The organism is Streptomyces sp. NPDC088147, assembly GCF_044741565.1.
In the GTDB taxonomy this organism is placed as follows: domain Bacteria; phylum Actinomycetota; class Actinomycetes; order Streptomycetales; family Streptomycetaceae; genus Streptomyces.
This window is the reverse complement of sequence record NZ_JBIUSY010000003.1, coordinates 448,060-460,217: the sequence shown is the minus strand read 5'-3', so window position 1 is coordinate 460,217 and position 12,158 is coordinate 448,060. Positions and strand designations below refer to the sequence as shown.

The window sequence follows — 12,158 nt, the reverse complement described above, 5'->3', positions numbered from 1 at the left end:
CGACCGGGACAGCGACCGCCGGGACCGGGACGCTGACCGCTGAGGAAACCGCCGCCGGCGCCGCGTGCGGGACGCGGGGCCGACGGCGGTAACGGCGACAATGGTGGTGACGGGTAACGGGTGACGGGTAACGGGTAACGGGTGACGAGTAATGGGTGACGGGTAACGGGTAACGGCGTTTCGGGGCAGGTCAGTTGCCGGGGGCGGACGGCTGCCAGGCGGCGAGCAGCTCGCGGTAGAACGTGGCGTCCGGGACCTCGCGGGGCACCGGACCCGCGTGGTAGAAGCCCACGTTCGCCGTGGCCTCGTCCGCGCCGAGCTTCCGCGCGAAGTCGAAGCCCTTGGCGTCCTCCTCGCCGAACGCCACGAACTGCCAGAAGAGCGGCAGCTTCGCGGCCTCGGCGAGAGCCTGCTCGGCGAGGCGTACGGCGCTGGGCGCGCCGTCCGTCTGGAAGATCACCAGCGCGGGCCCGGCCGAGCCGGACTTCTCGTGCAGCGCGACGACCTCTTCGACGGCGCGGTGGTAGTTCGTGCGCCCCATGCGCCCGAGGGAGCCGTGCAGTTCGTCGATCTTCCCCTCGTAGTCGGTGAGGCCGATGTCACCGGTCCCGTCGATGTCGGTGGAGAAGAACACGACGGAGACGGTCGCGCTCTCGTCGAGGTGCGCGGCGAGCGCGAGGGCCTGCTCGCCGAGGTGCTGGGCGCTGCCGTCCTTGAAGTACGGCCGCATGGAGCCGGACCGGTCGAGCACCAGATAGACGGTGGCCCGCTCCCCGGCGAGACCGCGCTTCTTGAGGGCGGCGCCCGCGGCCTTGTAGTGGTCGGCGAGGCCGGGGGCACGGGACTTGACGCGGGCGAGGGTGAAGGCGGGGCGGGCGGCGGCACCGGTGGTGGTGCCGGCGGGCTCGGCGACGGGCTCGGTGGCGGGCTCCGGTTCGGCGACGGTCTTCGGCTCGGCGGCGGGCTCGGACTCGACTGCGAGTACGGGCTCCACGACCTCGGGCTTCACGACCTGGGGCGCGACCTCGGCCTTGACCTCGACGACCTCGGGTTCGGCCTCAACCTTGACCTCGGGTTCGGGCTCACGTTCCGGCTCGGCCGGAACAACCGCCTCCCGCACGGGAGTCACGTCGAGTTCGGGCTCCGTCGTGGCCTGCGCGGGGACCGTGGGCGTGGGTACGGGCGCGGGCGCGGCGGCCGGGGCCGGGGTGGCCGTGAGCGCCGGCGGCTCCTCGATCGCGCTCGTCCGCGGCAGCTGCGACGGCACGGCGCGATCGGGATCGGCCGGGCGCGGGTTGTCGAACGCCGCGGCGACCAGATCCGCCGCCGCCCCTCCGATGTCCTTGGACTCCACGTCCCCGGACTCCACGGCGTCCGCCGAGTCCTCGGGCTCGACCGGGGCGGACGCGGGCGCGGACACCGAGGCCGCGTCCGAGGCTCCGTCCGAGGTCGAAGGCGTCGTCGATGCCGTCGTCGAACCCGAGGTCGAAGGCGTCGTCGTGGCCTTGGCCGTCGTCACGTCCGGGGCCGCGCCCGTCGTGTCCGTACCCGAGTCCTTGGGCGTCGGCTCCGCCGAATCCGTACGGTCCGAACGGCCCGCCTGAGACGGTACCGAGGCCGAGACCGGCGCCGACTCGTGGTGCTCCTCCGCACGGTCGCGTCCGAACACCTTGCGCAGCAAGCTCCGAATGCCCATGGGCGAGGCCTTTCAGATGAGTTGGGTGCGGTGTCCGCCACCGGGGAAACGCACATCCCTGGCCAGGGCGGATACGTAAGGTTAGCGGCCGCCGTGAACGATCTCCGGCAGGGGCGGTCCACGTGTAGGACGGGCCCTACGGGCAGGACGGTACCCTCCCGGCCGCCACCGTCATTACCCTCTCCCGACCACGAGGTCGGCGTGGATTCATGTGCCGTTCACCTGGAGGCCGCCACCCTGGTGGCATGCGCACCTAGCGTCACCAGCCGAGACATCCCGACACGCTGTCGGCGCGGTGCGCGCCGAACCATCGCATTTCCGGAGGCGAAAGTGCGCAAACTGCTGCCGCTGCTCAGTTCCAGCTCCAGTCCTCACGCGGGTGGGCGTTCCGCCCTGACCTGCCGCTACCGCTGTGGCGACGCCTGTTTCCACGAGGTACCGAACAAGAGCGACAACGAGTACGTCGGTGACATCATCGCCGGTGCCATGTCCAGGCGTTCCCTGGTGCGCGCCGCCGCCGTCGTGACGGTCGCCACCGCGGCGGGCAGCGCGCTCGCCTTCGGCCCCGGTAACTCCTCGGCGTCCGCCGCCGCGGTCGCCGGAAACGGTGACGGACATGGAAACGGCGGCGGTGGCAAGACCGACGGCGCCCGCGGCCTGCGCTTCACCCCGGTCGCCCCCAACACCGCGGACAAGGTGACCATCCCCTCCGGCTACGCCCAGAACGTGGTCATCCGCTGGGGCGAGCCGATCCTGCGCGGTGCGCCGGCCTTCAACCCGGACAAGCAGACCGCCAAGGCGCAGGCGGGCCAGTTCGGTTACAACAACGACTTCCTGAGCCTGCTGCCGCTGAAGGGCGAGCGCGACCGTCAGGTCCTCGTGGCCAACCACGAGTACACCGACGAGATCCTGATGTTCAAGGGCTACGACCCGGCCAAGCCGACCCGCGAGCAGGTGGAGATCGCCTGGGCCGCCCACGGTCTCTCCGTCGTCGTGGTCGAGGAGGACCGCAAGAGCGGCAAGCTCACCGCCGTCACCCGCCACCAGCTCAACCGCCGTCTCACCGCCACCAGCGAGTTCCGTCTCACCGGCCCGGCCGCGGGCAGCGATCTGCTCCGCACCTCGGCGGACCGTACGGGCAGCAGGGTCCTCGGCACGCTCAACAACTGCGCCGGTGGCACCACCCCCTGGGGCACCACGCTGCACGGCGAGGAGAACTTCAACCAGTACTTCGCCAACGGTTCGAGCGACACGGACAAGCGCTACGGCATCGGCACCGCGGCCAGCGAGCGCAAGTGGGAGCTGTTCGACAAGCGCTTCGACCTCAAGCAGGAGCCCAACGAGGCGCACCGCTTCGGCTGGGTCGTCGAGCTCGACCCGTACGACCCGGACTTCACGCCCCGCAAGCGCACCGCGCTGGGCCGCTTCAAGCACGAGGCCGCGCAGCCCCGGCTGACCGCCGACGGCCGCCCCGTCGTCTACATGGGCGACGACGAGCGTTTCGACTACCTCTACAAGTTCGTCTCGTCGAAGCAGATGAAGAAGGGCAACAGCCGCGCCGCCCACGAGCACAACCTGACGCTGCTCGACGAGGGCACGCTGTACGTCGCCAAGCTGACCGGTGACAGCCCGGCGGGCGAGTTCGACGGCACGGGCAAGCTCCCGAACGACGGCGAGTTCGACGGTTCCGGCGTGTGGATACCGCTGGCGACCGGCGATGTCTCGCACGTGCCCGGCATGAGCGCCGACGAGGTCTACATCTTCACGCGCCTCGCGGGCGACAAGGTCGGCGCCACGAAGATGGACCGTCCCGAGGACGTCGAGCCCTCGCCGCGCACCGGTCGCGTCTATGTCGCGCTGACCAACAACACCGACCGCGGCAAGGCCGGCAAGGAGGGCCCCACCGAGGCCAACCCCCGTAACGCCAACAAGCACGGTCACGTACTGGAGCTGGCGGAGAACTGGGACGACCCGGCGGGCGACGGCTTCGCCTGGCGGCTCTTCCTGGTCGCGGGTGACCCGAACGACCCGGCCACCTACTTCGCGGGCTTCCCCAAGGACAAGGTCAGCCCGATCTCCTGCCCGGACAACGTCGCCTTCGACCCGCACGGCAACCTGTGGATCTCGACGGACGGCAACGCGCTCGGTACGCACGACGGCCTGTTCGGCGTCGCGACGCAGGGCGACCGGCGCGGTGAGCTGAAGCAGTTCCTGACCATGCCGAACGGCGCGGAGACCTGCGGCCCGGTCATCCAGGACCGCCGGGTCCTGGTCGCGGTGCAGCACCCGGGCGAGATCGACGGCGCGTCCGTCGAGAAGCCGGCCAGCGCGTGGCCCGACGGTCCCGGCAAGATCGTCCGTCCGTCGGTCGTCGCGGTCTGGCGCAAGGACGGCAGCGACATCGGCGTCTGACGCCGGCCTGATCCGATCTCAACTGCATTGATCCGACCGGAGCTTTCCGGACGTGATCGCGGGGTGGCGCCGTCTCGGACCGGCGTCACCCCGCTCGGCGTTGACACGGATGAGGTGACACGGACAAAGGGGGTGAGCCGTCGGGCCGTCCGCGCTTACCCTCGATATATGACTTCTGAGGCTTCGGACGCGGGGACCGCACGGGTCGACTCCTGGATCTGGTCGGTACGGCTCACCAAGACCCGCTCCCAGGCCGCTGCCGCCTGCCGCGCCGGCCACGTCCGCGTCAACGGCGAGCGGGTCAAGCCCGCGTACGCGATCAAGCCGGGCGACGAGATCCGGCTGCGCCACGCGGCGCGCGACCGCGTCGTGGTGGTCTCGCGCGTCGTGAAGAAGCGGGTGGGCGCGCCGGTGGCGGTGGAGTGCTACGTGGACAACAGCCCGCCGCCCCCGCCGCGCGAGCTGACCGTTCCCATCGCCCTTCGCGACCGGGGGGCGGGCCGCCCCACGAAGCGCGACCGCAGGGAGCTGGAGCGGCTTCAGGACCGGCATCAGCACCAGGCCCCGGACTGGTCACAGGACCGGCGCTCGCGGGGCTGATCGGGGGCCGTACCGCGGCCTGATCGCGGGCTGATCGCGGAGCTGATCGCGGAGCTGATCGCGGAGCTGATCGTGGGGCTGATCGTGGGGCTCCGGAAATGTCCGCGAACGGATGAGTTTAGCTGCACACAGTCACCTTTGGTGCACGGAAAGTAAAACCGGCACCACAGGGAAGGTCATTCCCATGAACCACGACGGTGAACAGCGCGAACAGCCGCACCAGCACACACAGCGCTTCACGTTCCGCCTGCCCAGCCACCCCCGTAGCGTCGGCCGGGCCCGGGAAGTTCTTCATACGAAAGTTGATCTGCCCGGAGATCCCGGCGAGACCGCCGCCCTCCTGCTGTCGGAGCTTGTCACCAACGCGTTGCGCCACGGCAGCCCACCGGGCAGAGAGATCGCCGTCACCCTGGAACGGGCCGAGGGGCTGCTCAGGGTGGAGGTCGAGGACGCGGGCGACTATCTGCCACGCCCTCGCACCCCCGATCTCGAAGACGAGTGCGGGCGGGGACTCGCGCTGGTGGCCGCGCTCGCCGACGACTGGGGCGTGGCGCCCCGGCTCGGTCCCGGAAAACGGGTGTGGGTCACGCTCAAAGTGCCCGAAAGGACACTCAAGGCGTCCGATCAGTGAGGCCGGGCCCGTCGGCGCCGTAGGAGCAGGAGCAGGAGCAGGAGCAGGGGCAGGAGCCGGTGCCCGCCGGTGCCGGCGGAGGTGGGCGGGGTCAGCCCTGGTAGCCCTCGACCTCGCCCGGGGGCCGTACCGCGGCCTCGTCGGGGTTCTCGCCGAACTCCGACTTGGCGCGCCGCTGCCGCAGCAGATCCCAGCACTGGTCGAGCCGGACTTCGACGGAGCGCAGCCGCGTCTGTTCGTCGGCGGCGAGGCCGAGATGCTCGGTCGAGCGTTCGCGCAGGCTGCGCTCCTCCGCGACGAGAGCGCCGATGGTGTCGAGGATCTCGTCGTCCTTGCCGCTTCCGTCCTTGCCGCTTCCGTCTTTGCCGCCGCCGACGGCGTCGCTGGCTGCGTTCATCCCGTTCTCCTTGCCATGGCGCGTACGTACGCGCATACGGACACAGGAGCGAGAGCCGCTGTGCCCGTATGCGCGGACGTTGCGTGGTCGAGCGCTTGTTGACGCGTGGTCGGGGGAGGGGACGGGCCGTCGGTACCGGCCCGTCAGTGCCGGACCGTCAGGATCTGCTGCCCGCCGAGGACACCCCGCGGTCCGTGGTCAGTGCCCAGATCACGAACGCCGCGAGAGCCATGCCGACGAACGCCCAGACAGGCGCGTACGGCAGGTACATGAACTGCGCGACGAAGTAGAGCACCGCCAGTGCGATACCGGCGTAGCGTGCCATCGGGACGCGCATGAGAAGCGCCAGTCCGGTGAGGGCCACCAGGATCCCGAGGGCTATGTGGATCCAGCCCCAGGAGCCGAGATTGAACGTGTACGCGTATCCGGTGACGCGGTTGAAGACCGCGTTGCCGCGTACGGCCGCTATGCCCTGAAGTATGTCGACAGCTCCCGCGACCAGCATGAGAACACCGGCGAAGAAGCTACCGCCAACAGCCCAGGCTGCCTTCCTTTCCGCATGCGAGCCGGTACCTGCTCCGGTGCCGGTGCTCATGCCTGTTCCTGTGCCCGTGCCTGTGCCCATTCCTGTGCCCATGCCCGTGGTGGGGGGCCTCTGTGCTGTGTTCTGGCTCATAACCCCATGGTGCTCCAAATGCCTCAAAAGGGACATTCGGTCGGGTGGGATCGGCATAAAGATTGAGTAAAGTCGGCCGAAAGTCAGCCGAAACTCGGCGGAGAACCAGCCGAGATCACGCCGGAAGTTCAGACGGGAGAGGAGCTGCGCGGCGCGCTGGGAGCGAGACGCGGCGCGTGCGGTGTCCGGGGCAACCGGCCGCTCAGCCAGGCCCCGAGGGCCAGGGCGAGCCCACCGGCGAGCACGCACCAGCCGGCGGTGCGCAGCGAAGAGGTCAACGCGTCGAAGATGGCGGCGGCTGCCGACCTGTCACCGGTGTCCGGCAGGTCCTGGAGGATGGACCCGCGCGCCACGGCGACGCAGAGGAACAGCAGCGCCGCGCCCGCCGCGTACGCGAGACCGGCACCGATGAGCGCGCGGCGGCGGCGGACGGCGAGCAGCACGGCCGCCCCGGTGAGGACCAGCGTCCCGACGGCGGGCCAGATCCCCGCCGCGCGCAGCCCCTGCGTGACATCGCGCCAGATCCCGAGTCCATTGGCCTCCAGGACGATGATCTGCGTATGCCGCACGGGGATCCGGTTCGCGTACGGCACGCTGTCGTCGGTCAGCTGCTGCTTCACCCGTGCGGTGATGGGCGCCAGATCGATCGTCACGGCGTTGCCGCCGCCGCTGGTCAGTGCCTGTTCCGCGGTGGCGTGGGCGGCGCGGGTCGCGGTCTTCCACGCGTTCTTGAAGGCGTTGGTCGTCTCGAACGAGAGGACGGCGTCGTGCAGCAGCCCGCGGACCCCGTCCTTGAGGAGCGGCCCCACGTCGATCTCGGCCAGCACCTCGTCGGTGATCCGGTCGGCGACGGCGTTCTGTACGTCGGGGTCGGAGGCGAGCGGCGCCATGGTGGAGACGAAGCGGTCGGTGTCGCCGACCTCCAGATCGACCCAGGCCGCGACCGCGCTCAGCGGGGCGAGGACCGTCAGCAGGACGATCAGCGCCGTGGAGAGGTAGGTCCGCACTCCTCAAGGGAACGGGTACGGGGCGACGGGCGCGAGCGGGGCGCCGCCGACCCGGTGAGAGCGCGTCGCGTGCACGTCGGGTGGGCGCTCGGCTGAGGTTGACGCGTACGGCGGGCGGGTGTGCCCTGGAGAAGCGGGGGCGGACGCGGGGGGTGCGAGGGAAGGAGCCCCCTGCCATGGCGACCCAGACACCGGTGCCCACAAGGCACCGCACGCTGATGCCCCACCTCCCGCCTCACTTTCCGGGGCATCGCCCGGAGCATCTCCCGCGGCACGACGGCGCGCGACCGCCGGGTGCGCCGGGCGCACGTCCCCAGGAGTCCGGGCGGGGCCGTGTCTCACCACGCCTCGTGGTGAACTCTCTGCTGCTGGGTATCGCCTACGGCGCCTACGCGTCCTACATCGCCCGGGGCGGCGGCCCCGCCACCTTCGGCCAGCTCGCCCTGGCCCTGATCTCCGGCGCGCTCGCGGCCCTCCTGGTCTTCGGCCTCGTCCGCGTACAGTCCCGGCTGATGAACGAAGTACGCGCCGCGGCCTGGGGCGTACTGGTCGGAGGAGGCATGGGCTTCCTCTACAGCCTCACCAACCACAGCGTTCTGCTGTCCTCGGGCATCGGACTGGCCATCGGCGCCGCCACGGTCATCGTGGTCTTCTACGCGCTCTACACCCGACGCACCTGAGCGAACCGCGCGGTCACCGACGCCACCCGGGCCGCCGAAGTCACGGGGGCCGCCGGGGCCGCCGGGGCCGCCGGGGTCACCCCGTCGGCGCAGCACCGCTCGCGCCGCTCCCGCGCAGGCCATAGGACGGAGACGGCGGGCGGCGCGCGGAGGAGTGGACCGGTATGCAGATCGTTGTCGACCTCAATCGCTGTCAGGGATACGCGCAGTGCGTGTTTCTCGCCCCTGAGGTGTTCGAGCTGCATGGCGAGGAGGCCCTGATGTTCACCCCGACCGTGCCCGACGGCCAGCACGAGCACGTACGCCGGGCCGCGGCGGCGTGTCCGGTGCAGGCCATCCTCGTCGGTGAGCGGGCGGGGTCCCGGTGACCCGTGAGCCGTGGGACGGCCGCATCGTCATCGTCGGCGCGTCGCTGGCCGGTCTGCGCGCCGCCGAGACCCTGCGCGACGAAGGCTTCACCGGACCGCTGACGCTGGTCGGGGAGGAGCCGCACCCCCCGTACGACAGGCCGCCGCTGTCCAAACAGGTGCTGCTCGGCCGGACGCGCGCGGCGGACATCGGGCTGCCGGCCCGCCGCGAGGTGGACGCGCGATGGAAGCTCGGCGTACGGGCCGGCGGGATCGATCCGAACGAGAAGCAGGTGATCCTCGCCGACGGTGAACGCCTGCCGTTCGACCGGCTGCTGATCGCCACCGGAACCCGCGCCCGCCCCTGGCCGGACCCGGCCGAAGCCCGGCTGGACGGCGTGCTGACGCTGCGTACGAGAGACGAGGCGGCGGAGCTGGCGGAACGGCTCGACGCCGGGCCGCGCCGTGTCCTGGTGATCGGCGCCGGGTTCACCGGCTCGGAGATCGCCTCCGCCTGCCGGGAACGCGGCCTGGAGGTGACCGTCGCCGAACGCGGCCCGTCCCCCCTCGTCGGGGCGCTCGGCGGCGCACTCGGCGGGTTCGCGGCCAGGCTCCAGCGCGCGCACGGCGTCGATCTGCGCTGCGGCGTGACGGTCACCTCCCTCAAGGGCCGCGACGGACGCCTCACGGGCGCCGAATTCTCCGACGGCAGCCGGATCGAAGCCGATGTCGCCGTGGTCGCGCTCGGCGCCGTACGCAACACGGAATGGCTCGCCGAATCGGGTCTGGCCGCGGGCCCGCGGGGCGTCGCCTGCGACGCGGGGTGCCGCGCCTTCAACATGTACGGGATCGTCACCGACGACGTCTTCGTCGCCGGTGACGTGGCCCGCTTCCCGCATCCGCTCTTCGGGTACCAGATGCTGGCCCTCGAACACTGGGGCAACGCGGTCGCGCAGGCGGAGGTGGCGGCGCACAACATGGTCAGCACGGGCCCGCACAGGCGCCCGCATCTGGCGGTGCCCGCCTTCTGGTCCAGTCAGTTCGGCCTCAACATCAAGTCCGTCGGCGTGCCGACCTTCTCCGACCAGGTGGTCATCGCCCAGGGCTCGTTGCGGGAGCGCCGGCTCGTCGCCGTGTACGGCTACCAGGGACGGATCACCGCGGCGGTCACGGTGAACCGGGCCAAGTGGCTGGAGCACTACGAGTACCTCATCGAGACGGCGGCGCCGTTTCCCCCCGAGCGCGGCGCCGCCGACCGGCCCGACTCGGCCGCGCCCTTCCCCTCCGATGTGCCGGATCCCCAACTGCTGTCGCACGGACCGACCGTGGCCCTCACCGGCCATCTGCCGGACCGGCGCCTGACCTTGGTGCGGCACGAGCCGACCCCCACCGCCGCCCACCGTCGTTGAGGAGCCCCTCGCATGTCCCCGGACACCCTCTACCAGCGCATCACCGACTACGCGAACCGCGCCGACCCGTATCCGCTCTACGCCGAACTCCGCGAGAACGGGGTGTCGCGGCAGGACGACGGCAGCTATCTGGTCGGCACGTACCACGAGATCGCCGCGCTGCTCCACGACCCGCGGATCAGCTCGGACTGGCGCAACCGCGCCGACCCGGCCTCGGTCCCGCTGATCAGGCGGAGCAGTGAGCAGATGGCCTTCATCGGCCACGACGACCCCGAGCACGACCGGCTGCGCCGCATCGCGATGCGCCCCTTCGGACCGCCCCACACCCCGGGCCGGATCGACGCGCTGCGCGCGGACGTCACCCGGATCTGCGACGAACTGATCGACGCGTTCCGGGACAAGGACCGCGTCGACATCGTCGAGGACTTCGCGTATCCGCTCCCCGTCACCGTCATCTGCCGCCTGCTCGGCGTGCCCCACGAGGACGTGCCCCGGATCCGCGCCTGGACGAACGCGATCATCGCCGGCTTCGACCTGACGCCGGGGCAGGACGAGGAAAGCCGCCAGAGAGCCGGCCAGGACGCCCGGCTGGCGATGGGGGAGTACATCGGGGACCTCTCCGACAAGCGCCGTGACCACCCCTCGGACGACATGATCTCCGCGCTCGTCCACGACAACGGCCCCGACGGGCGGCTGACCAGGACCGAACTGATGGCGACCGGGACCCTCCTGCTCATCGCCGGGCACGAGACGACGGTCAACCTCATCAGCAACGGCACGCTCACCTTCCTGCGCCTCCCCGACGCCTACCGGCTGCTGCGCGACAAGCCCGAACTGATGCCCAGGGCGGTCGAGGAACTGCTGCGCTACGAACCCCCGGTCCACCTGCTCCCGCAGCGCACCCCGCTCGCGGACATCGAGGTCGCGGACGTCATGATCCCCAAGGGCGCCCCGCTGGTCCTCGTACTCGCCGCCGGGAACCGGGACCCGCTGCGCTTCGACGACCCCGACCGCTTCGACCCGACCCGCGAGGACAACCAGCACTTCGGCTTCGGCAGCGGGATCCACAACTGCTTCGGCGCCCCGCTGGCCCGCGTGGAGGCCCAGATCGCCCTGAACGCGCTGGTCCCCCGCCTGGAGGGCTTCCGCCTGTCCGAGGACCCGCCCCTGTACCGCCGCAGCTCGATCCTCCGGGGGCCCCGCCACCTGCTGATCGAGCGGGCGTAGGGAGCGGGCTTCCGCACCGGGCCGCGTGCGGCGGCGCGTTCCGTACCGTGCGGCGGCGCCTTCGGTTCCGCCGTACCGCGTGCGGCGGCGCGCTCGGTACCGCGTTCAGATGACCGGTGGCCGGCCCAGCGCCGTCATCCGGCGTACCGTCCGCCAGCGCATCGGCCGCCGGGGCCCGCACGTCGTCCGTACGCCTTCGAAGAATCCGCCGAACCACGCGCGCAGCCCGCTCACCGACCGCGTACGGGCCACGGTGAGCAGAATCCACGTACCGAGGTAGAGCGGTACGAGCAGCGCGGGCAGATGCCGGCGCGCCAGCCACACCCGGTTGCGGGCGGTCATCCGGTAGAACTCCGCGTGCCTCGCCGGTGAGGTGCGCGGGTGCTGGAGGACCAGCTCCGGTTCGTAGCGGATCGACCAGCCCGCGTCCAGCGCACGCCACGCGAGGTCGGTCTCCTCGTGGGTGAAGAAGAACGCGTCGGGCCAGCCGCCCGTCTCGGCCAGCATCGCCATGGACAGCGCGTGCCCGCCGCCGAGGAACGTCGTCACCTCGCCCGCGCGCATCGGATCGTCGACCCGCAGCCGGGGTACGTGCCGCCGCTGGGTGAGGCCGGTCTCGTCCGCGATACGGAAGCTGACGATGCCGAGCCGGGCGTGCGCCTCGTACAGATCGGCGACGCGGGTGATCACATCGGCCTCGATCAGCAGGCCGTCGTCGTCCAGGTCCACCAGAACGTCCACGTCACCGCACTCGCGGAGCTTCTCCATCGCGACATTGCGCCCCCCGGAGACCCCCAGGTTCCGCGCCAGCTCGATCCCGATGACGCCTTCGGGCAGCTCGGGCAGCGGCGCGCCGTTGCCGACGACCACGATCCGCGTCGGGGCCTCCCGCTGCTTGGCGACGGAGTCCAGCAAGGCTCGCAGTTCGACGGGCCTGGTCCCCATCGTCAGCACGGCCACACCCACACGCGGTCGGGACACGTCCAGATCACTCCAGCTCTCGGTGACGGAAGGGAAGGGAGGAAGAGGGAAGGGAGGAAGGGAGGAAGGGAGGAGGCGGCGGGGAGAAGGGGCGG

Annotated in this window: 12 protein-coding genes; 7 read left to right on the top strand and 5 right to left on the bottom strand. The window is 71.2% G+C overall.

The genetic code is table 11. The annotated features are described in order from the left end of the window. Nucleotides 1–190 precede the first annotated feature (190 nt). Nucleotides 191–1,696, bottom strand: a complete 1,506-nt coding sequence (locus tag ACIOGX_RS12870; protein WP_401912665.1) for a VWA domain-containing protein — start codon at nt 1,694–1,696, stop codon at nt 191–193. A 330-nt stretch (nt 1,697–2,026) separates the two neighbouring features. Between ACIOGX_RS12870 and ACIOGX_RS12865 the strand changes: the two genes are divergently transcribed. The 3 genes from ACIOGX_RS12865 (at nt 2,027) to ACIOGX_RS12855 (ending at nt 5,339) form a co-directional block, all read left to right on the top strand. Beyond that, on the top strand, nt 2,027–4,108 hold the full coding sequence (locus ACIOGX_RS12865) for a PhoX family protein (RefSeq protein WP_384774594.1): 2,082 nt from the start codon (nt 2,027–2,029) through the stop codon (nt 4,106–4,108). 168 nt (nt 4,109–4,276) lie between these two features. Beyond that, a complete protein-coding gene (locus ACIOGX_RS12860; protein WP_401912662.1) occupies nt 4,277–4,708 on the top strand; it encodes an RNA-binding S4 domain-containing protein in 432 nt (143 codons plus the stop codon). A 184-nt stretch (nt 4,709–4,892) separates the two neighbouring features. Further along, a complete protein-coding gene (locus ACIOGX_RS12855) occupies nt 4,893–5,339 on the top strand; it encodes an ATP-binding protein (protein WP_129772880.1) in 447 nt (148 codons plus the stop codon). Nucleotides 5,340–5,430: 91 nt separating this feature from the next. Here the strand turns inward: ACIOGX_RS12855 and ACIOGX_RS12850 are convergent, their stop codons facing one another. The 3 genes from ACIOGX_RS12850 to ACIOGX_RS12840 all read right to left on the bottom strand — a co-directional run bounded on the left by ACIOGX_RS12850 (nt 5,431) and on the right by ACIOGX_RS12840 (nt 7,419). After that, nucleotides 5,431–5,736 carry a DUF2630 family protein gene (locus tag ACIOGX_RS12850; RefSeq protein ID WP_401912659.1) on the bottom strand — a complete coding sequence of 102 codons (306 nt, stop codon included), beginning with the start codon at nt 5,734–5,736 and terminating at the stop codon, nt 5,431–5,433. A gap of 157 nt (nt 5,737–5,893) precedes the next feature. Further along, complete coding sequence (locus ACIOGX_RS12845) at nt 5,894–6,241, bottom strand: hypothetical protein (protein WP_401912657.1); 348 nt, start codon at nt 6,239–6,241, stop codon at nt 5,894–5,896. Nucleotides 6,242–6,540: 299 nt separating this feature from the next. Continuing rightward, nucleotides 6,541–7,419, bottom strand: a complete 879-nt coding sequence (locus ACIOGX_RS12840) for a hypothetical protein (RefSeq protein ID WP_356518001.1) — start codon at nt 7,417–7,419, stop codon at nt 6,541–6,543. A gap of 350 nt (nt 7,420–7,769) precedes the next feature. Between ACIOGX_RS12840 and ACIOGX_RS12835 the strand changes: the two genes are divergently transcribed. The 4 genes from ACIOGX_RS12835 to ACIOGX_RS12820 all read left to right on the top strand — a co-directional run bounded on the left by ACIOGX_RS12835 (nt 7,770) and on the right by ACIOGX_RS12820 (nt 11,082). Further along, nucleotides 7,770–8,099 carry a hypothetical protein gene (locus ACIOGX_RS12835; RefSeq protein WP_384774598.1) on the top strand — a complete coding sequence of 110 codons (330 nt, stop codon included), beginning with the start codon at nt 7,770–7,772 and terminating at the stop codon, nt 8,097–8,099. A 164-nt stretch (nt 8,100–8,263) separates the two neighbouring features. After that, nucleotides 8,264–8,467, top strand: a complete 204-nt coding sequence (locus ACIOGX_RS12830) for a ferredoxin (RefSeq protein ID WP_129772876.1) — start codon at nt 8,264–8,266, stop codon at nt 8,465–8,467. Continuing rightward, the gene (locus ACIOGX_RS12825) at nt 8,464–9,855 is read left to right on the top strand and encodes an FAD-dependent oxidoreductase (protein WP_356517997.1); all 1,392 of its coding nucleotides are present in this window, start codon (nt 8,464–8,466) and stop codon (nt 9,853–9,855) included. The genes ACIOGX_RS12830 and ACIOGX_RS12825 overlap by 4 nt, the downstream gene beginning before the upstream one ends. 12 nt (nt 9,856–9,867) lie before the next feature. Next, the gene (locus tag ACIOGX_RS12820; RefSeq protein ID WP_401912653.1) at nt 9,868–11,082 is read left to right on the top strand and encodes a cytochrome P450; all 1,215 of its coding nucleotides are present in this window, start codon (nt 9,868–9,870) and stop codon (nt 11,080–11,082) included. 105 nt (nt 11,083–11,187) lie between these two features. On the opposite strand, the gene ACIOGX_RS12815 is transcribed toward ACIOGX_RS12820, so the two are convergent. Then, nucleotides 11,188–12,063, bottom strand: coding sequence for a glycosyltransferase family 2 protein (locus ACIOGX_RS12815; protein ID WP_401912651.1), 876 nt, complete (start codon nt 12,061–12,063; stop codon nt 11,188–11,190). Nucleotides 12,064–12,158 lie beyond the last annotated feature (95 nt).

Bases quoted from the DNA above. Each gene is read 5' to 3' on its own strand.
- ACIOGX_RS12870 (WP_401912665.1), bottom strand. From the start codon at position 1,696: ATGGGCATTCGGAGCTTGCTGCGCAAGGTGTTCGGACGCGACCGTGCG.
- ACIOGX_RS12860 (WP_401912662.1), top strand. From the start codon at position 4,277: ATGACTTCTGAGGCTTCGGACGCGGGGACCGCACGGGTCGACTCCTGG.
- ACIOGX_RS12855 (WP_129772880.1), top strand. From the start codon at position 4,893: ATGAACCACGACGGTGAACAGCGCGAACAGCCGCACCAGCACACACAG.
- ACIOGX_RS12850 (WP_401912659.1), bottom strand. From the start codon at position 5,736: ATGAACGCAGCCAGCGACGCCGTCGGCGGCGGCAAAGACGGAAGCGGC.
- ACIOGX_RS12845 (WP_401912657.1), bottom strand. From the start codon at position 6,241: ATGCTGGTCGCGGGAGCTGTCGACATACTTCAGGGCATAGCGGCCGTA.
- ACIOGX_RS12830 (WP_129772876.1), top strand. From the start codon at position 8,264: ATGCAGATCGTTGTCGACCTCAATCGCTGTCAGGGATACGCGCAGTGC.
- ACIOGX_RS12820 (WP_401912653.1), top strand. From the start codon at position 9,868: ATGTCCCCGGACACCCTCTACCAGCGCATCACCGACTACGCGAACCGC.